The sequence below is a fragment of the Campylobacter sp. BCW_4332 genome (assembly GCF_001763175.1).
Taxonomy (GTDB): domain Bacteria; phylum Campylobacterota; class Campylobacteria; order Campylobacterales; family Campylobacteraceae; genus Campylobacter_D; species Campylobacter_D jejuni.
In genome coordinates, this window is record NZ_MJYF01000037.1 from 195,001 (window position 1) to 213,507 (window position 18,507).

Below are 18,507 nucleotides of genomic sequence, written 5' to 3' on the forward strand. Positions count from 1 at the left end.
AATGGATAAAGAAACCATAAAAGCACATAAAATCAGCGATGAAGAATATGCACAAATTTTAGAAATTTTAGGACGTGAGCCAAATTTATTAGAACTTGGGGTTATTTCTGCGATGTGGAGTGAGCATTGCTCTTATAAATCCAGTAAAAAATATCTTAATGGTTTTCCAACTAAAGCACCTTGGGTGATTCAAGGTCCAGGTGAAAACGCAGGGGTTATTGATATCGGGCAAGGTATGGCAGCGGTTTTTAAAGTGGAAAGTCACAATCACCCTAGTTTTATCGAACCTTTTGCAGGTGCGGCTACAGGAGTAGGGGGAATTTTGCGTGATGTTTTTACTATGGGTGCAAGAGTGGTTGCGGGGCTAAATTCTTTAAAATTTGGCGATATTCATGATGAAAAATGCGGCAAACATCAAAAATACCTTGTTAAAGGCGTGGTAAATGGAATTTCTCATTATGGAAATTGCATGGGTGTGCCAACTATAGGCGGAGAATGTGCTTTTGATGAGTGTTTTAATGGAAATATCTTAGTTAATGCCTTTGCTTTAGGGGTTTGTAAAAGTGAAGATATCTTTTATGCTAAGGCTGAAGGTGTAGGAAATCCTGTGATTTATGTGGGTTCAAAAACAGGGCGTGATGGACTTGGTGGAGCGGTTATGGCAAGTGATAGCTTCAATGAAGAAAGCAAATCTTTGCGTCCTACAGTGCAAATTGGCGATCCTTTCAGTGAAAAACTTCTTATGGAGGCTTGTTTAGAGCTTTTTAAAACCGATTATATTGTGGGTATTCAAGATATGGGTGCTGCAGGGCTTACTTCAAGTTCTTTTGAAATGGCAGGAAGAAGTGGCAGTGGCATGAAACTTTACCTAGATAAAACTCCTATGCGTGAAAGCGGTATGACTCCTTATGAGTTAATGCTTAGTGAGTCTCAAGAAAGAATGCTTATTTGTGCAAAAAAAGGCTATGAAGATAAGGTTATAGAAATTTTTAAAAAATGGGATTTAGATGCTGTGGTTATGGGTGAGGTTACCAATACAGGAAAAATGGAACTTTTTTGGCATGATGAGCTTGTAGGGCTTATTCCTATCGAGCCTTTAAGTGAAAAAGCGCCGATTTTAAGTCGTCCTATAAGTGAGCCAAAATATTTAAGTGAAATTAAAGACTATAAATTTGAGCTAAAATCAAGTATTCAAGAGCTTTTTATACAAATGCTTCAAAATGAAAATATTAATAATAAAGCTTTTATTTATGATCAATTTGATTCAAGTGTGCAAACCAATACCATAAAAGCTGATGGAAGATTGGGTGCTAGTGTTATTCGTATCAAAGAAAATGGTGCAAGTGTGGCTATGGCTATAGAATGTAATTCACGCTTAAATTATGTAAATCCTAAAATAGGAGCAGCTTTAGCAGTAGCTTCTGCAGGAAGAAAGGTTGCTTGCACAGGAGCTAAGCCTTTGGCAATAAGCGATTGTTTAAATTATGGAAATCCGCAAAATCCTGAAGTGATGTGGCAATTCGCACAAGGTTGCGAAGGTATTAAAGAAGCTTGTAAAGAGTTAAATACCCCAGTAGTAAGCGGCAATGTTTCACTTTATAATGAAACCAATGGTGTAAGTATTTATCCAAGTCCTACTATAGTAAGCGTAGGGGTTTTAGAAGATGCAAATAAAACCTTAAAAGCTAGTTTTGAAAAAGAAAATTTAAGCGTTTATCTTTTGGGTGAAAGTTTAGGAGAATTTGGCGGATCTATGGTAATGAAAATCCAAGATAAAAAAGTATCAGGAAGTCTTAAAGAGCTTGATTATAAAGCTGAACTTGCACTTTGGGATTTGCTTTATAAAGCCAATCAAAATTCTTTACTTGAGTGTGCCAATAGCGTAGGAATAGGGGGTATTGCTATGACTTTGGCAAAAATGTTTGCTATTTCTAGTGTGGGTGCAAATTTAATAAGTGGTTTTGATGATGAAAAAATGATTTTTGATGAGAGTGCAAGTCGTGCTATAGTAGGGCTTAGTAAAGAAAATGAAGAAGCTTTTTTAAATTTAGCTAGAGAATTTGGAGTAAAAGCTTATAAATTAGGTGTGAGTACAAGCCAAAAACATTTTAAACTTGATAGTATTGAGTTAAGCAAGGCTGAACTTGATAAGTTTTATTTTGAAAGTTTTAAAGAGCAAATCTAATGACTTTAGTTTTAATTATACTCGTTGTTTTGGTGTTTTACTGGTATTATAAAACTTGGGGAAAACAGGATTTTTTAAACTCAGCCACAAGAGGAGCCAAAGGCTTTGCTAAGGGTTTTGCTCGTGGAGTTATGGAAGAAAGAATGGATGAGTTTAAAAGGCGTATGAATTACTATGTTATCGCACTTTTGGCAAAAATTGCAAAAAGCGATGGCAGAGTAAGTGAAAATGAAGCTGAAATGATCAAAGATCTTTTAGATGCAAATGCTAAAGATGAAAAAGAAAGAGCTTTTTTAAAAGCAAGTTTTAATGAACATAAAGAAAATTTAAGCGATGCTTTTTATGTGGCAAAAGATTTTTTAAAAGAAGTGCCTTTACCTAAAAATGAGCGTTTTAATGTCTTGCGTGTGCTTGTTTTTATGGCTTTAATCGATGCAGATTTTAATGCTAAAAAGCGTGAAATTTTAGAGCAAATCGCTAAAGCCTTTGATATAGCAAAAAGCGAATTAGATGCTTTTATTGCAAGTCTTTCAAATTTAAAAAGTTCTAAAAAAGAATTAAGTCTTGATGAAGCTTTTACTATTTTAGAACTTCCAAATAATGCAGATTTAAATGCGGTAAAAAAACAATACCGCAATTTAGCAAAAAAATACCATCCTGATATTTTAAACGCAAACAATGTCAGCGAAGAAGAGCTTAAAATCGGCGTAGAGAAATTTCAAAAAATCAACGAAGCTTATGAAAAAGTTAAAAAACATTTAGAAAGGTAAAAATGAGAGCATTACTTAGTGTGAGTGATAAAGAAGGCATAGTAGAATTTGGCAAAGAGCTTGAAAATTTAGGTTTTGAGATTCTTTCAACTGGGGGGACTTTTAAGCTTTTAAAAGAAAATGGAATAAAAGTTATAGAAGTGAGTGATTTTACAAAGAGTCCTGAGCTTTTTGAAGGGCGTGTGAAGACTTTGCACCCTAAGATTCACGGTGGGATTTTGCATAAAAGAAGCGATGAAAATCATATCAAACAAGCAAAAGAAAATGAAATTTTAGGCATTGATCTAGTTTGTGTAAATTTATATCCTTTTAAAAAAACTACCATTATGAGCGATGATTTTGATGAAATTATAGAAAATATCGACATAGGCGGACCTGCGATGATAAGAAGTGCAGCAAAGAACTATAAAGATGTGATGGTGCTTTGCGATCCACTTGATTATGAAAAAGTGATTGAGACTTTAAAAAAAGGTCAAAATGATGAGAATTTTCGTTTAAATTTGATGATAAAAGCTTATGAGCATACAGCAAATTACGATGCTTATATTGCAAATTATATGAATGAACGCTTTAATGGAGGTTTTGGAGCGAGTAAATTTATAGTAGGACAAAAAGTATTTGATACAAAATATGGAGAAAATCCACATCAAAAAGGGGCTTTATACGAGTTTGATGCCTTTTTTAGTGCAAATTTCAAAGCCCTTAAAGGCGAAGCAAGTTTTAACAATCTAACCGATATTAACGCAGCTTTAAATTTAGCTAGTAGTTTCGATAAAGCTCCAGCTATTGCTATAGTAAAACATGGAAATCCTTGCGGTTTTGCTATAAAAGAAAATTTAGTACAAAGCTATATACATGCTTTAAAATGCGATAGCGTCAGTGCTTATGGAGGAGTGGTTGCAATCAATGGAACTCTTGATGAGGCTTTAGCAAATAAAATCAATGAAATTTATGTAGAAGTAATCATTGCAGCCAATGTAGATGAAAAAGCTTTAACCGTGTTTGAAGGTAAAAAACGCATTAAAATTTTCACTCAAGAAAGTCCGTTTTTAATCCGCAGTTTTGATAAATATGATTTTAAACATATTGATGGGGGTTTTGTATATCAAAACAGCGATGAAGTAGGCGAAGATGAGCTTAAAAATGCAAAGCTTATGAGTCAAAGAGAGGCAAGTAGGGAAGAATTAAAAGATCTTGAAATCGCTATGAAAATAGCAGCATTTACCAAATCAAACAATGTTGTTTATGTAAAAAATGGCGCTATGGTGGCTATAGGTATGGGTATGACAAGTAGAATCGATGCAGCAAAGGCAGCAATCGCTAAAGCTAAAGAAATGGGAGTTGATTTGCAAGGTTGCGTTTTAGCAAGTGAAGCCTTTTTTCCTTTTAGAGATAGCATAGATGAAGCAAGTAAAATAGGGGTTAAAGCTATAGTAGAACCAGGCGGAAGCATAAGAGATGATGAAGTGGTAAAGGCGGCTGATGAGTATGGTATGGCGCTTTATTTCACAGGCGTAAGACATTTCTTGCATTAAGTTTAATGGAATGTTATGTTTTTTACACATAATTCAATAAAAATTAAATAAATTATGTGTAAAATATTTCCGAAAAATTTTATTTTTAGGAAACTATGATGTTTAAAACTATAGGATTTAAGGTTTCTGCTGCAATTTTTGTGGTGTTGCTTATAAGTTTTATTGTAATGCAAGTGATTTTAAATTTGGACTTTAAAAATACTGCCAATAAAATGAGCAGGGCAAATTTAGATACCGTAAGTACTTCTGTTTTTCAAACAATGAGAATGGCTATGAATTTAGGAGATCCTGAAAAAATTAAAGAAGCCATTGAAGATGCAAAAAGTATAGAGGGTATTAGTGATATTAAAATTTATCCTTCAAAAGATACTATAGATCTTTTTGAGATGAAAGCCCCTCAAATTTCAAATGATAAGCGTATTATAGAACAATTTTCAAATCCTAAAATTCAAGCTTTAGAAGAAAATGTAAATGGTGTTGTGCATTTAAGATTGATACGCCCTTTGATTGCAGATGAAAGTTGTGTTGCTTGTCATGCAAATGCTAATGTAGGGAGCGTGATAGGGGTTATGGATATATCGCATTCTTTAGAAGGTGTTCAAAAAGATATAAGTAAAACCAGTCAATCTTATATTATAATATTTACTATTGCTTTGATTTTTACCCTTTGTGTGGTTCTTTTAATGCTTAAAGTTGTTGTTGGAAAGCCTGTTTTAGAGCTTTTAAATCATGCTAAAGAATTAGCTCAAGGAAGTGGCAATTTAAAAGCTCGTATTTCAGTTAAAGGTCAAGATGAAATTGCTTTAGCTTGTGGATATATCAATCAATTTATCGAAAAAACTCACAAGGCAGTTAGCGGTGCAAGTCATAATTCAAAAAATGTAGAAAAACAAAGCAATCTTTTAAATTCAAATGCTATTTCTTTAAGTGATATCAGTTCACAAAGTCATAAGCAAATAGATCAAAGTTTTAAACTTGGTGCAAATGTTGGCAATGAACTTGGAGAACTTGCTAGTTTGTCAAATAAGGCAAATAGTGCCAATGAAAAATCCTTTTTATTATTAGAGCAAATGCTTAAATCTTTGTTTAATGTTGCTAATAAAGTATCAACAGTATCTCAAAATGAAAATGAATTGGCTAAAAAAGTTGAAAACATGGTTAATCAAGCAGGTAATATACAAAAAGCAACTCAAATGATGGATGAGATTGCAGATAAAACCAATTTACTATCCCTAAATGCTGGCATAGAAGCAGCTAGGGCTGGTGCATTTGGACGAGGTTTTTCTGTAATTGCTGAGGATGTTAGGCAGTTGGCTCAGAACAGTGAAGAATTTTTGGGAAATGTAGCTCAAATTACAAAAGAGCTTTTGCAAAGTATTAATGAGGTTAGCGCAGAATTAAAGAAAAATGCTCAAAGTATACAAGCTTTAAATGATGACACCATTTTATTGGTTGATGATGCTAATGAGGTTAAATTATGCAACGAAGATGCTAGGGCTTTGGTAACTCAATGTACTGAAAAAATAAAAATTTCCCAAGAGAATATACAAAATTTACTTTCTCGTATGCAAAAAAATGTCGAAGTAAGTGAAAAGAATGAAGAAATTTCTAAAATTCTGCTTCAAGTTGCAGATGAGTTAAAAATAGTGTGTCATAATCTCGAAAGTGAACTTAACCAATTTCAAATTTAAAGGAATAAAATGAAAAAAACGCTTCAAATTGCTTTAGCTGCAACTTTTTTTGCAGGTTGTGCTAGTACTTCTGTTACTTCATCTACTTCTAAAGGTAATAATGAACTTGTGCAAAACCAGCTTTTCAAAATAGAAAAAATTATAGTTAATGGCAAAACTTTTGAACCAAAAAACGCAGAGGAAAGTCCAAATATTAGTTTTGAAAATAATAAATTTTATGGTTATTCAGGATGTAATCGTTTTTTTGGTTCTTACCAAACTAAGGCAGATACTTTGCAAATCGAAGGTGATCGCGTAGCTTCAACTCAAATGCTTTGTCACCCAATGGATGTAATGGATTTTGAAAATTCTTTCCTTTCAAATTTCAAAGGAACTTTTAAAATTTCAAATGAAAATGGAAAACTTGTTTTAAGTAATGATGAAATGAAAATCTTTTTTAAATAATATCCTAAAGCCTCGAAATATCGAGGCAATCTTCTTAAATTTGACAAAAGTCCAAAAAATGATACAATTATAATTTTATTATCAAAAAAGGTAGTTAAATGATAAAATCAATTCCTGAATGGAGCGAGCAAGAATACCTCATACTTTCTTTACCTCATGAAAAAAGCGATTGGAGTCCATATTTAGAGGAAATTTTGCAAAGTTATAAAGAATTTGTAAAAGTGGTAAGTGAATTTCAAAAAGTTTTACTTATAGCTCCTAAACAGAGTGATTTTGAAAATTTTAAAGATATAAAAAATGTAGAGTTTTTTAAATGTGATACAAATGATACTTGGATACGTGATTTTGGAGCTATAGATATAATAGAAAATAGTCGTTTAAAGGCTCTTGATTTTACTTTTAATGCTTGGGGAAATAAATTTCAAAGTGAGCTTGATAATGCTGTAAATTCTAAGCTTTTTAAAGAAAAATTTAAAGAGGGGCTTAAAAAGGTGGATTTTGTTTTAGAAGGAGGAAGCATTGACTTTAATGGAGAGGGCGTGATGCTTACAAGCTCTCATTGTCTTTTAAATGAAAATAGAAATTCTCATCTAAACAAAACTCAAATTGATACAAAATTAAAAGAATTTTTTGGTTTAAAGCAAATTATTTGGTTAGAAAATGGTTTCATAAAAGGTGATGATACAGATCATCATATCGATACCTTAGCAAGATTTATAGATAAAAATACCATAGCACATTGTATTTGTGAAGATGAAGAGGATGAGCATTATTTGCCTTTGCAAAAAATGAAAGAAGAGCTTAAAAAAACAGGCTTTGATTTAGTAGAACTTCCTATACCTAAGCCTTTATACTATAAAGGAAGAAGATTGGGGGCGACTTATGCGAATTTTGTTTTTATAAATAATGCTTTAATTGTGCCTTTTTATAAGGATAAAAATGATGAAATCATAGCTAAAAGACTTTCTAAAGCTTTACCCAATCATAAAATTATAGGAGTAGATGCAAGAGTGTTTTTACGACAAAACGGTTCTTTGCATTGTTCTTGTCAAAATCGTTTCAAAGGTTTAAGATGAGTTTGCAAAAAAAAGCAACTCTTGTAGCAAGTTTATGTGCTATTGTTTTAGCCCTGGTTAAATTTATAGTAGGCTTAACAAGTGGTTCTGTTGCAGTGCTTTCAAGCGCGATTGATTCTTTGATGGATTTTGTTATTTCTGCTTTTAATTTTTTAGCTCTTAAAAAAAGCTCACAAAAGGCGAATGAAAATTATAATTTTGGTTTTTCTAAAATTGAAGCTTTAATGGGTTTGTTAGAAGGTGTTTTTATAGTTGGCGTGGGGATTTTTATTTTTTATGAGAGTATTTTAAAGATTTATTATAAAGAAGAAATTAAAGATTTAAATTCAAGTATCTATGTGATGATTTTTGCTTTAATTATGACTTTTTTTCTTGTGCTTTTTTTAAATTATGTAGCTAAAAAAACCAAAAGTTTGATTATAGAAAGTGATGCTTTGCATTACAAAACAGATTGTCTAACCAATGTTTGCACTTTGGGAGCTTTGGTTTTGATTTATTTTACAAATTTACATATTATTGATGCTATTTTTGGGATAGTGATCAGTCTTTATACGGCATTTTCTGCTTTTAAAATCATTAAAAAAGCTTTGGCTTTTTTAATGGATGAGGCTTTGCCCAAGGAACAAGTGGATAAAATTTGTACTTTGATTTCTAATAATCCTGAAATAATTTCCTATCATGAATTAAAGACGCGTAAAACTCCAAGTTGTAATTATTTAAGCGTGCATTTGGTTTTTTGCCCTATAATTTCGCTTTTAAATGCGCATAGAATTTCAGATGAAATAGAAGAAGGTGTGCGTAAGATGTTTGAAAATGAAAAATGGGATATACAAATTCATTTAGATCCTTATGATGATGCAGAACAAGAAAGGCAAAGACAATGAAAATCGCTTTAATACAACAAAAATTTCACTCAAACAAAGAACAAACTATAAAAAAAACTTGCGAATTTATAGAAGAAGCCTCTAAACAAGGAGCTGAGCTTATTTGTTTGGGAGAACTTCATCAAAGTGAGTATTTTTGTCAAAGTGAAAATGTGGATTTTTTTGACTATGCTAATGATTATGAAAAAGATGTGAAATTTTGGGCAAATATAGCTAGAAAAAATCAAATAGTGCTTATTACTTCACTATTCGAAAAACGAAGTGCTGGACTTTATCATAATACTGCAGTGGTTTTTGAAAAAGATGGTTCTATAGCAGGCAAATATCGCAAAATGCACATACCTGATGATCCTTGTTTTTATGAAAAATTTTATTTTACTCCTGGAGATTTGGGTTTTGAACCTATAAATACAAGTTTAGGTAAGCTTGGAGTGCTTATTTGTTGGGATCAATGGTATCCTGAAGCAGCAAGAATTATGGCTTTAAAAGGAGCTGAGATTCTTATTTATCCCACGGCAATTGGTTGGTTTGATAAGGATGAAGATGAAGAAAAACAAAGGCAGCTCAATGCTTGGCTTGGTGTTCAAAAAGGACATGCTATAGCTAATGGTTTATATGTAGTAGCTATCAATAGAGTAGGTTTTGAAAAAGATGTAAGTGGGGTAGAAGAGGGCATTAGATTTTGGGGAAATTCTTTTGTTTTTGGCCCTCAAGGTGAAGAACTTTGTCTTTTAGATTCTCAAAACGAATGTGTAAAAATCATAGAAATAGATAAAAAAAGAAGTGAAAATGTGCGTCGTTGGTGGCCTTTTTTGCGAGATAGACGCATAGAATATTTTGCAGATTTAACTAAAAGATTTATTGATTAAATCAATAAATCTTACTTTGTTTTGTATATTTTCAAGATAGCTTTTTATTTGCTCTTTTTCTTGTTCGTTTAAATTTATAAAACTTATTTCTTTAAGTCTTGATAAAAGCAAATTATCTTCTAAAATTTCATTTTTTCCTATTTCTAAAGAAGTGATGACGCTAGAACTTATGAGAAGTCTTTGGGTTGCATCTTTTTTTAAGCCCCATATATTATGTATGGCAATATTATTATCTGTAATTTGTCCTGCATAAAGCATAATATGTCCAGGTAAATAAAGTAAACTAAGATAAGCTTTCCCAAAGCGGTTTAAAAAATCTTTTTTTTGAGAATTGCTAAGAGTGCTTATATCAAAATGATTAAAAGAATTTTTTTGTGCAGCTGAATTTCTTGGTAGATAAAGTCCAAAAGCTGAAAAGATATCACGAGTTAGTAAAGAACAATCTCTTTCAAAATTATAACCGCCCCAGCCATAAGGCAAATTTAAAACTTGTGAAAGTTGATTTTTTAAATTTTTATCATTGAATTGTAAAGGAAATTTAGATACATCTTTTTTAGAAATTTTATATTTTTTAGAACCTATTTTTCCATAAAAATAGTTTTTATCTTCTTTGTAGCAAGGATAAATAGCGCCAATTCTACTTTCAAAGAAAAATTTACCATCCTCGCTATAGATAGGAAATTTTTCTTTTAGTGGTGTGATAAAGTTGAGATTTTCATAGATTTTCGCTCTATCGTTTGAGAAAAATTCCAAATTTTTACTTTCAACAAATCCAAATCCAGCTTCACCTAAAACAAAAGCATAACGCTTATCTTTACTAAAATGTGAAATTAAGACAGGGGTTCCAGCATTTAAAATACCATCGCTTGCATAGTCAAAAGGAATTCCTTCATTTTCAAAAAAAGGATTTTTTAAGATAGCTCTTTGGGTTGGAAGATTTTTAATGATTGTATTTTGGATAATTAAAGCTTTTTGATTAAGTTTACCGAATTCTTGGATATTTGCATTATTTATAGCGTTTTTAAACCATGAAAGTGGAATAATTTGTTTATTGAAAAAATAATAAGTATTTTTTGAATTTAAATATAAAGGAAAGGACCAAAAAATATTTTGTCCTTTGTAATTTTTAAACGAATCATGCCAAGGGTTAAAGAAATATTTTTTATATCGTTTTGCATCAAAATTAATATCGTAAGCAAATTGTGGCAAAATGCTTACATTTTGTTCGTATTCAAGTTTTGCATAATGTTGATTTTCATTTTTTTGTTCTAAATTTTCATGATGAAGTGAAGTTAAATTTTTTGTTGAACAAGCTGTTAAAAATAGCACTATAAAAGTAAAATATAAACAAGATTTCATAATCAACCTTTTAGAAAAAATAGTTATAATTAAAGCCAAGGAAATATAATGCTTGATAAACTAGAAAAAATTTTAGCTTATGATAATGTTTTTTTAAGTGGTGGTGCTGGAGTTGGTAAAAGCTTTTTGACAAATGAGCTTATCAAATCTTATAGAAAACAAAAAAAATTAGCCATAGCTCTTGGTTCTAGTGCTCTATCGGCGTTTAATATAGGCGGTGTTACTTTACACAGCTTTTTTTGTTTAGGGTATTGTGATGATATGATGAAATTAAGTGCATTGGATCGCAATCAAAAACAAAAAGAAAAATTAACAAAACTTAAAGAACTTTTAAAAACGATTGAGCTTATTATTATCGATGAAATTTCCATGGTTAGTGCAAGTGTTTTTGAAATGATAGGTTTTAGACTTAAAAATTCTCAATTTAATGGAAAAATTTTAGTTGTAGGAGATTTTTTTCAATTGCCTCCCGTAGTTAAAGAAAAAAAGGAAACTTTATTTAACCATTCTTATTATGCTTTTTCTTCATTTTTTTGGCAAGATTTAAATTTTAAGAATGTTAAACTTTCTCAACCTAAAAGAACGCAAAATATGGAATTTTATAACCATTTATCTTTGATTAGACAAGGTTTTTTAGATGAAAAAATTTTAAGCTTTTTTGAATCTTTGCGAATTGATTATAAAGAATTAGAAAATTTAGAAGATGATTATACTTTACTTTGTGGTATCAATAAAAAAGTAAACAATATTAATCAAGAAAAATTAAGCAAACTTGAGACCCCGCTTGTATGCTTTAAAGCTCAGGTTAAAAAAGAAGATAAGAGAATAAAAGATGAAGAGCTTGATTCTTGGATTAGAAGCTTAAATATATTGGAAGAATTAAATATTAAAATAGGCGCTCGTATTATTTTTTGTGTAAATAATTGGGATAAGAATTATTATAATGGAGAGCAAGGCATTATAGAAGATATTCTTTATGAAGAGGAGAAAATTTATATTAGCATTATTAAAAATAATGGGATGAAAATTTTACTTGAACCTTATACTTTTTTCATGGAAGAACTTGAGCAATCAGGTAAAGATTTTGTTGTTAATATTCTCGCAAGTGTTACACAGTTTCCTATTAAATTAGCTTATGCTATTACTATACACAAATCACAAGGTATGAGCATTGAAAAATTAGTGTGTGATATTGATCATATTTTTGAAAATGGACAGCTTTATGTCGCTCTTTCTCGCGCTACAAACCCAAATACTTTAAAAATTTATTCTACAAAAAAGATAAATTTTGGATTTTATTTTGCTAATATTTTAAAAATAGATTCTAATGTGATCGAATTTTATAAAAAACATAATTTTTTAGATCTTGAAATACAAGAACAAATCATTTAAAGGCATTAAATGAAAAAAATATTTTTAAGTGTTTTTTTGGTTTTGAGTTTAAATGCTCAAAATCTTGAAATAGATAACATAAGAACAGATTTGTATTCTAAAAGTGGGACAAATGTTCTTAAAAAAGTTGAAATTTCTTTGGAATTTGATGGGAATAATTTAAAAGAAAATGAAAATAAGTTAATTGATGCTGTAAATACAGTAATTTCAGGATTTTTTTACGAAGATATTTTTACAGAAATTGGAAAAAATAATTTTAAAAAGACTTTAGAAAAATTTTTAGATAAGAAATATAAGATTAAATTAGATGATATATATATCATATCTTTAAGCGGAGTGGAAAAATTTGATTTAGAGGAGTTTAAACGCTTTTTAGAAAGCACTGAGGCTAAAGAGAAGGGTATGGGCAGCGAGGTAAAAAAAGCACTTGAAAACTTAGAAGCTCCTAAAACTCAAGTTCCTAGTGTTGAAAAGATCTCAACTCCTAGTGTTCCAAATTTAGAAGTCAAACAAGTTGAACAGCTTTTCAAAGATTCAGATGAAGAAAATAAAAATGACAATGGAGAAATCAATATAGATAATTTAAATACACCTAAAATGACTCCAGATATAGAAGAAAAAATTAAAAGAGATTTAATCGCCAATCCTCCACAAATATTCAAAGAAAATAACGCAAGCAAGCCTTATCATTTACCACAAACAGGTTATGATATAAAGCTTGATGAAAATACAACGCAAAATTAGCGAACTATGTCATAATTTTGCGGAATTTTTGCCTTAAAAACATCGGAATTAATTTTTGGATTTTTAATTTGATTGTTTAGATTGATTATAACATCATTTTCAAATTCATCTTTATAGGATATGCTTTGAATTTGCTCTTGATTGAGTTTAATTGTATAATTTATATTATCATATTTTGCTACAAGTTTATCTTTATCTATAAGACTTGCTTTTTTGAAAATTTCATTAAGATTTGGAATGTTATCAAGATGAGAGAAAATGACTTGCTCTAGATCGTGCTCTATTATGGTTACTTGATTTTTGTTAATATAAATCTCTTTTTTACTAGGAGTATCATAACTCCAATATGCTTGATCTTTACTCAGTATAAAATGTCCAGAATAAGAAAGTGTAGAGTTTTTGGATTTTACTATTTGGATAAAATCGCTTGAAAAGGTATTAAAATTAAGATCAAGGGCAAAAAGTTGTCCTATAAAAATAAAAAATATCAAGAATGTTTTTTTCATTTATTTTCCTTAAAAAAATTATATTTTTTATATCATTCTAGCTAATTTTAATTAAATAATCGTTATAATGATAGTTTGAAAAATTTATAAAGGTTTAAAAATGTTTTTAAATACCTTAAAAGCCGTTTTTGGAACAAAAAATGATCGTGAAGTTAAAAAATACTTCAAGCGTGTAGCACAAATCAATGCTTTAGAAGGCAAATATCAAAATTTAAGCGATGATGAATTAAAAGCCGAATTTGCAAAATTTAAAGAGCAAATTTTAAGCGGAGAAAAAAACGAAAATGATATCTTAAATGATGTTTTTGCTATAGTCAGAGAGACAGGTAAGAGAACTTTAAATATGCGTCATTTTGATGTGCAGTTAATCGGTGGTATGGTTTTACACGATGGAAAAATCGCAGAAATGAAAACAGGAGAAGGTAAAACCCTTGTAGCGACCTTGCCTGTAGTTTTAAATGCCATGAGTGGCAAAGGCGTACATGTCGTTACAGTGAATGATTATCTAGCCAAAAGAGATGCTGAGCAAATGAGTGCGATTTATAATTTTTTAGGTTTTAGCGTAGGCGTGATTCTTTCTTCTCAAAATAGTGACATAGAGCACAAGCAAGCTTATGATTGCGATATTACTTATGGAACCAATAATGAGTTTGGTTTTGATTATTTGCGTGATAATATGAAATTTTCAAAAGTTGAAAAAGTTCAAAGAGAGCATAATTTTGTTATTGTAGACGAGGTAGATAGTATTTTAATTGATGAAGCAAGAACTCCGCTTATCATCAGCGGTCCTACAAATCGCACTTTAGATGGTTATATTAAAGCCAATGAAATAGCTAAGCAAATGCAAAAAGGCGAAGCAGTTTTACCTCCTGCAAAACCTGAGGGTGATTTTGTAGTAGATGAGAAAAATCGTAATATTTTAATCACGGAAGCAGGTATTGCTAAGGCTGAAAAACTTTTTGGTGTAGAAAATTTATACAGTCTTGATAATGCTATCTTAGCACATCAGCTTGATCAAGCTTTAAAGGCGCATAATCTTTTTGAAAAAGATGTGCATTATGTTTTAAGAAATAATGAAGTTATCATCGTTGATGAATTTACAGGGCGTTTAAGTGAAGGGCGTCGTTTTAGCGAAGGATTGCATCAAGCTTTAGAAGCCAAAGAAAATGTAAAAATTCAAGAAGAAAGCCAAACTCTAGCAGATATTACTTTTCAAAATTATTTTAGAATGTACAATAAACTTGCAGGTATGACAGGAACTGCACAAACAGAAGCGACTGAATTTTCTCAAATTTATAGTTTAGATGTTATTTCTATACCGACAAATATTCCTATTAAAAGACAAGATAAAGATGATCTTATCTATAAAACTCAAAATGAAAAATTTAAAGCCGTAATCGAAGAGATCAAAAAAGCTAATGCCAAAGGTCAGCCTGTGCTTGTAGGAACTGCAAGTATAGAACGCAGTGAAGTTTTTCACAATATGCTTGTAAAAGAGAAAATCCCTCATCATGTTTTAAATGCTAAAAATCACGAGCAAGAAGCTTTGATTATTCAAGATGCAGGTAAAAAAGGTGCTGTAACTATCGCTACAAATATGGCAGGTCGTGGTGTGGATATAAAAATCGATGATGAGATTAGGGCTTTGGGTGGGCTTTATATCATCGGTACAGAAAGACATGAAAGCCGCCGTATTGATAATCAACTTCGTGGTCGTGCAGGAAGACAAGGCGATCCTGGAATAAGTCGTTTTTATCTAAGTTTAGAAGATAATCTTTTAAGAATTTTTGGTGGGGATCGTATCAAAAGTATCATGGATCGCTTGGGCATAGAAGAGGGCGAAAGCATAGAGTCAAGAATCGTTACAAGAGCGGTTGAAAATGCGCAAAAAAAAGTAGAAAGCTTACATTTTGAAAGCAGAAAGCATTTGTTAGAATACGATGATGTGGCAAATGAACAAAGAAAAACTATTTATCGTTATCGCAATGAGCTTTTAGATGAAAACTATGATATTAGAGGTAAAATTTCTCAAAATATCGCTGAATATAGTGCAAATGTAATGAATGATTATATACTTGATGAAAGCGGTTCTAATGTAAATTTTGAAAATTTGAAAGCAAAAATTTTATATGAATGTTCAACTCAGATTAGTGAAAAAGATTTTGAGAATTTAAGCGTCATTGAAATGCAAGATAAGCTAAGTCAAATTCTTGAAAATTCTTATAACGAAAAGATGTCAAGACTTGAGATTAAAGAATTGCGTAATATAGAGCGTATTTTATATTTGCAAGTTTTGGATAATGCTTGGAGAGAGCATTTGTATCAAATGGATATTTTAAAAACAGGAATAGGGCTTCGTGGATACAATCAAAAAGATCCTCTTGTGGAATATAAGAAAGAAAGTTATAATCTTTTCTTGGAGTTGGTTAATCGTATTAAATTTGATAGTATTAAACTACTTTTTAGCGTGCAATTTAATCAAGAAGAGGTACAAAATTTAGAAAATAAAGCCAATGAAGAAAATGAAAAGCTGCTTCAAAGCTCAGTAGAAATGGGCGCAAGCGAAGATAATCTTGGCGAAGTTGAGTTTAAAAAAGTTCCACGCAATGCTCCTTGTCCTTGCGGAAGTGGAAAAAAATTTAAAGAATGCCATGGAAAAAGTGGTCCTAAGCAAGGAATTTTAGCTTGAATAAAAGCGTTTTAAAATATTTACTTTTTAAATATTTAAGATTTGATAAAGAACAACCCTTTATCAATCTTTCTATGCTTTTGGCCTTTTTAGGAGTTTGTGTAGGACTTTGCGTTTTGCTTGTAGCTATGGCAATTATGAATGGTTTTGATAAAGAATTTGAAAAACGCTTTTTTGTGATGAATTATCCTATTACTATTTTGCCTAAATTTTACGCTCCTGTAAATGATGAATTTATAGATGAGTTAAGAAAAACATTTCCAAATTTGTTATTTAGCCCTTATATAAGCACTCAAGTTGTTGTAAAGGGAGATAATCGTTTTGAAGGTGGTGTGCTTTTTGGCGTTAATTTTAATGATGAAAAAAAAATAAACGAAGTGGTTGCTAAAGCTTTAAAGGATGAGAATTTAAGTGGTTTTGATATACTTGTAGGATCAGCACTTACTGATGAATTTGGTTTGCATAAAAATGACAAACTATCACTTATTTTTTCAAATCTTAATCCTAGTGGATTTTCTTTAGTACCACAAACTAAACGTTTTGATGTTAAAGCGCGTTTTACTTCAGGGCTTGCATTTTATGATAAGGCTTATATGTATACAGATGTTGATGCATTGAAGAAAGTACTTGGAATGCCTAAAAATCCAAATTATGATGGAATTCATGTATATAGCGATAATGCTTTTAAGGATGTTGAAAAAATTAAATCTTATTTAAAAGATGATTATGCTGTAGTAGGTTGGTGGGAACAAAATAAAAATTTCTTTTCAGCTTTAGAGCTTGAGAAAAGAGCGCTTTTTATAGTGTTGATGCTTATTATTTTGGTTGCAAGTTTAAATATAGTAAGTTCTTTACTGATGATAGTGATGAATCGTCGCAGTGAAATAGCACTTTTACTTGCCCTAGGTGCAAGCAAAAATGAGGTAAAAAAGAGTTTTTTTGCCTTAGGTATGCTTATTGGTGGTGGCGGTATGATAGTGGGTGTGGTGCTTGCATTTTTTGCTTTATGGCTTTTAGGAAATTTTGATATTGTAACTTTACCTGCTGATGTTTATGGAACCAGTAAATTACCACTTGATTTGTCTTTAATGGATTTTTCTTTAACCATTGTGGGTGCTTTAATAATCATAGCTTTATCATCTTTTTATCCTGCAAAAAAAGCAACTCAAATTAATATTTTAGATACTTTAAGAAATGAATAAATTGTAATTTTGGAGATTTTTATTGTCTTTGTTTATTCAAAAAAATAAGAATTTTAAACCTTTAAAACCTCTATCAAAGTCAAAAATAATCACTAATTTAATTCTTTTGATTTTATTTTTAATATTGTTTTGTTATTGTAGTTTTAGTATAAGTGCTTATCATTTTGATTTTAGTGCAATTGCGACCTATAAAGAAAAATTTCTTCAAGGTTTTTTAAATACTTTAATAATCAGTTTTTTTTCTTTATTACTGAGTATAATTTTGGGTGGAGTTTTTTGTGCTTTTTCTTTAAGTTCAATTGTTTTTTTAAGATTTTTATCTACATTTTACATAGAGCTTATCAGAGGAACCCCTTTACTAGTGCAGGTATTATTGATATATTATATCATTGCAAATAATTTAGGACTTGATAATCGATATGTGGCTGGAGTTATTATTTTATCATGTTTTTCTGCTGCTTACTTAGCTGAAATATTTAGAGCTGGAATTTTAAGTATTTCTATATCTCAGCTTGAGAGCGCTAGGGCTTTAGGGTTAAAAGAGATGCAGGTTTTTGCGTATGTAATTTTTCCCCAAGCTTTAAAAAATATTTTAGCACCGCTGAGTGGACAATTTGCAAATTTAATTAAAGATAGTTCCTTATTAAGTGTTATTGCTGTAAATGAATTAACCCAAAGTGCACAAGAGATAAATTCTTATACTTTTGCTACTCTTGAAGCTTATTTAATTTTGGCTATTACATATCTTGTTTTGACTTTACCTATAAGTATATTTTCTCGTTATTTGGAGAGAAAATGCCAAAAATGATTTAAAAAAGCTTGACAAATAGAGCTAATTTTGGCATAATCACATTTTTATTTCAGAAAATGTCTCGTTAGCTCAGCCGGTAGAGCATCTCCCTTTTAAGGAGGGGGCCGTTGGTTCGAATCCAACACGGGACACCATTATAAAGGTCGCTTAGCTCAGTTGGTAGAGCGCCACCCTTACAAGGTGGATGTCATAAGTTCGAGTCTTATAGTGACCACCATTTTATAAAATCATAAATAGGTTTTATAATCTCTACTTCTTTACTTTGGATGCAGCGGTAGTTCAGCTGGTTAGAATGCCGCCCTGTCACGGCGGAGGTCGCGGGTTCGAGCCCCGTCCGCTGCGCCATCTTG

General features: G+C 30.9%; 15 protein-coding genes and 3 tRNA genes. 16 read left to right on the plus strand and 2 right to left on the minus strand.

Annotation, left to right across the window (positions count from 1 at the left end; genetic code table 11):
* Nucleotide 1: 1 nt before the first annotated feature.
* The 8 genes from purL (at nt 2) to AJN64_RS04210 (ending at nt 9,454) form a co-directional block, all read left to right on the plus strand.
* Nucleotides 2-2,185 carry a phosphoribosylformylglycinamidine synthase subunit PurL gene (purL, locus tag AJN64_RS04175; protein ID WP_070247943.1) on the plus strand — a complete coding sequence of 728 codons (2,184 nt, stop codon included), beginning with the start codon at nt 2-4 and terminating at the stop codon, nt 2,183-2,185.
* A complete protein-coding gene (locus AJN64_RS04180) occupies nt 2,185-2,955 on the plus strand; it encodes a DnaJ domain-containing protein (protein WP_002881661.1) in 771 nt (256 codons plus the stop codon). Before purL ends, AJN64_RS04180 begins: the two co-directional genes overlap by 1 nt.
* A 2-nt stretch (nt 2,956-2,957) precedes the next feature.
* On the plus strand, nt 2,958-4,490 hold the full coding sequence (gene purH / locus AJN64_RS04185) for a bifunctional phosphoribosylaminoimidazolecarboxamide formyltransferase/IMP cyclohydrolase (protein WP_070288143.1): 1,533 nt from the start codon (nt 2,958-2,960) through the stop codon (nt 4,488-4,490).
* Nucleotides 4,491-4,588: 98 nt separating this feature from the next.
* Nucleotides 4,589-6,181, plus strand: coding sequence for a methyl-accepting chemotaxis protein (locus AJN64_RS04190; protein WP_070288141.1), 1,593 nt, complete (start codon nt 4,589-4,591; stop codon nt 6,179-6,181).
* A 9-nt stretch (nt 6,182-6,190) separates the two neighbouring features.
* Nucleotides 6,191-6,625: an META domain-containing protein gene (locus AJN64_RS04195; RefSeq protein WP_070247951.1), complete on the plus strand. Its 435-nt coding sequence runs from the start codon at nt 6,191-6,193 to the stop codon at nt 6,623-6,625.
* 98 nt (nt 6,626-6,723) lie between these two features.
* Complete coding sequence (locus tag AJN64_RS04200; protein WP_070292731.1) at nt 6,724-7,701, plus strand: agmatine deiminase family protein; 978 nt, start codon at nt 6,724-6,726, stop codon at nt 7,699-7,701.
* On the plus strand, nt 7,698-8,585 hold the full coding sequence (locus AJN64_RS04205; protein ID WP_070247955.1) for a cation diffusion facilitator family transporter: 888 nt from the start codon (nt 7,698-7,700) through the stop codon (nt 8,583-8,585). Before AJN64_RS04200 ends, AJN64_RS04205 begins: the two co-directional genes overlap by 4 nt.
* On the plus strand, nt 8,582-9,454 hold the full coding sequence (locus AJN64_RS04210; RefSeq protein ID WP_002871473.1) for an N-carbamoylputrescine amidohydrolase: 873 nt from the start codon (nt 8,582-8,584) through the stop codon (nt 9,452-9,454). Before AJN64_RS04205 ends, AJN64_RS04210 begins: the two co-directional genes overlap by 4 nt.
* On the opposite strand, the gene AJN64_RS04215 is transcribed toward AJN64_RS04210, so the two are convergent.
* Entirely contained in the window at nt 9,431-10,813 is a 1,383-nt protein-coding gene (locus AJN64_RS04215; protein ID WP_070292732.1) for an SH3 domain-containing C40 family peptidase, read from the minus strand. The two genes, AJN64_RS04210 and AJN64_RS04215, sit on opposite strands and share 24 nt — an antisense overlap.
* Before the next feature lie 48 nt (nt 10,814-10,861).
* On the opposite strand from AJN64_RS04215, the gene pif1 reads away from it, so the two are divergent.
* Entirely contained in the window at nt 10,862-12,205 is a 1,344-nt protein-coding gene (pif1, locus tag AJN64_RS04220; RefSeq protein ID WP_070233127.1) for an ATP-dependent DNA helicase Pif1, read from the plus strand.
* 9 nt (nt 12,206-12,214) lie between these two features.
* Complete coding sequence (locus tag AJN64_RS04225; protein WP_070233129.1) at nt 12,215-12,949, plus strand: hypothetical protein; 735 nt, start codon at nt 12,215-12,217, stop codon at nt 12,947-12,949.
* On the opposite strand, the gene lolA is transcribed toward AJN64_RS04225, so the two are convergent.
* Nucleotides 12,946-13,455, minus strand: a complete 510-nt coding sequence (lolA, locus tag AJN64_RS04230; RefSeq protein WP_002871477.1) for a LolA-like outer membrane lipoprotein chaperone — start codon at nt 13,453-13,455, stop codon at nt 12,946-12,948. The genes AJN64_RS04225 and lolA overlap by 4 nt on opposite strands.
* Before the next feature lie 100 nt (nt 13,456-13,555).
* Here lolA and secA point away from each other — a divergent pair, with 100 nt between their 5' ends.
* From secA to AJN64_RS04260, 6 genes are all read left to right on the plus strand, one after another.
* Nucleotides 13,556-16,144, plus strand: coding sequence for a preprotein translocase subunit SecA (gene secA / locus AJN64_RS04235; RefSeq protein WP_070292733.1), 2,589 nt, complete (start codon nt 13,556-13,558; stop codon nt 16,142-16,144).
* Nucleotides 16,141-17,346, plus strand: coding sequence for an ABC transporter permease (locus AJN64_RS04240; protein WP_002892975.1), 1,206 nt, complete (start codon nt 16,141-16,143; stop codon nt 17,344-17,346). The genes secA and AJN64_RS04240 overlap by 4 nt, the downstream gene beginning before the upstream one ends.
* 22 nt (nt 17,347-17,368) lie before the next feature.
* On the plus strand, nt 17,369-18,154 hold the full coding sequence (locus AJN64_RS04245; protein ID WP_002922597.1) for an amino acid ABC transporter permease: 786 nt from the start codon (nt 17,369-17,371) through the stop codon (nt 18,152-18,154).
* Nucleotides 18,155-18,215: 61 nt separating this feature from the next.
* Nucleotides 18,216-18,291: transfer RNA gene (locus tag AJN64_RS04250), tRNA-Lys, on the plus strand.
* A 7-nt stretch (nt 18,292-18,298) separates the two neighbouring features.
* Nucleotides 18,299-18,374: transfer RNA gene (locus AJN64_RS04255), tRNA-Val, on the plus strand.
* A 51-nt stretch (nt 18,375-18,425) separates the two neighbouring features.
* Nucleotides 18,426-18,502: transfer RNA gene (locus AJN64_RS04260), tRNA-Asp, on the plus strand.
* Nucleotides 18,503-18,507 lie beyond the last annotated feature (5 nt).

Bases quoted from the DNA above. Each gene is read 5' to 3' on its own strand.
- AJN64_RS04205 (WP_070247955.1), top strand. From the start codon at position 7,698: ATGAGTTTGCAAAAAAAAGCAACTCTTGTAGCAAGTTTATGTGCTATT.
- pif1 (WP_070233127.1), top strand. From the start codon at position 10,862: ATGCTTGATAAACTAGAAAAAATTTTAGCTTATGATAATGTTTTTTTA.
- purL (WP_070247943.1), top strand. From the start codon at position 2: ATGGATAAAGAAACCATAAAAGCACATAAAATCAGCGATGAAGAATAT.
- AJN64_RS04195 (WP_070247951.1), top strand. From the start codon at position 6,191: ATGAAAAAAACGCTTCAAATTGCTTTAGCTGCAACTTTTTTTGCAGGT.
- AJN64_RS04180 (WP_002881661.1), top strand. From the start codon at position 2,185: ATGACTTTAGTTTTAATTATACTCGTTGTTTTGGTGTTTTACTGGTAT.
- AJN64_RS04215 (WP_070292732.1), bottom strand. From the start codon at position 10,813: ATGAAATCTTGTTTATATTTTACTTTTATAGTGCTATTTTTAACAGCT.
- AJN64_RS04200 (WP_070292731.1), top strand. From the start codon at position 6,724: ATGATAAAATCAATTCCTGAATGGAGCGAGCAAGAATACCTCATACTT.
- AJN64_RS04190 (WP_070288141.1), top strand. From the start codon at position 4,589: ATGTTTAAAACTATAGGATTTAAGGTTTCTGCTGCAATTTTTGTGGTG.
- secA (WP_070292733.1), top strand. From the start codon at position 13,556: ATGTTTTTAAATACCTTAAAAGCCGTTTTTGGAACAAAAAATGATCGT.
- purH (WP_070288143.1), top strand. From the start codon at position 2,958: ATGAGAGCATTACTTAGTGTGAGTGATAAAGAAGGCATAGTAGAATTT.
- AJN64_RS04225 (WP_070233129.1), top strand. From the start codon at position 12,215: ATGAAAAAAATATTTTTAAGTGTTTTTTTGGTTTTGAGTTTAAATGCT.
- AJN64_RS04210 (WP_002871473.1), top strand. From the start codon at position 8,582: ATGAAAATCGCTTTAATACAACAAAAATTTCACTCAAACAAAGAACAA.
- lolA (WP_002871477.1), bottom strand. From the start codon at position 13,455: ATGAAAAAAACATTCTTGATATTTTTTATTTTTATAGGACAACTTTTT.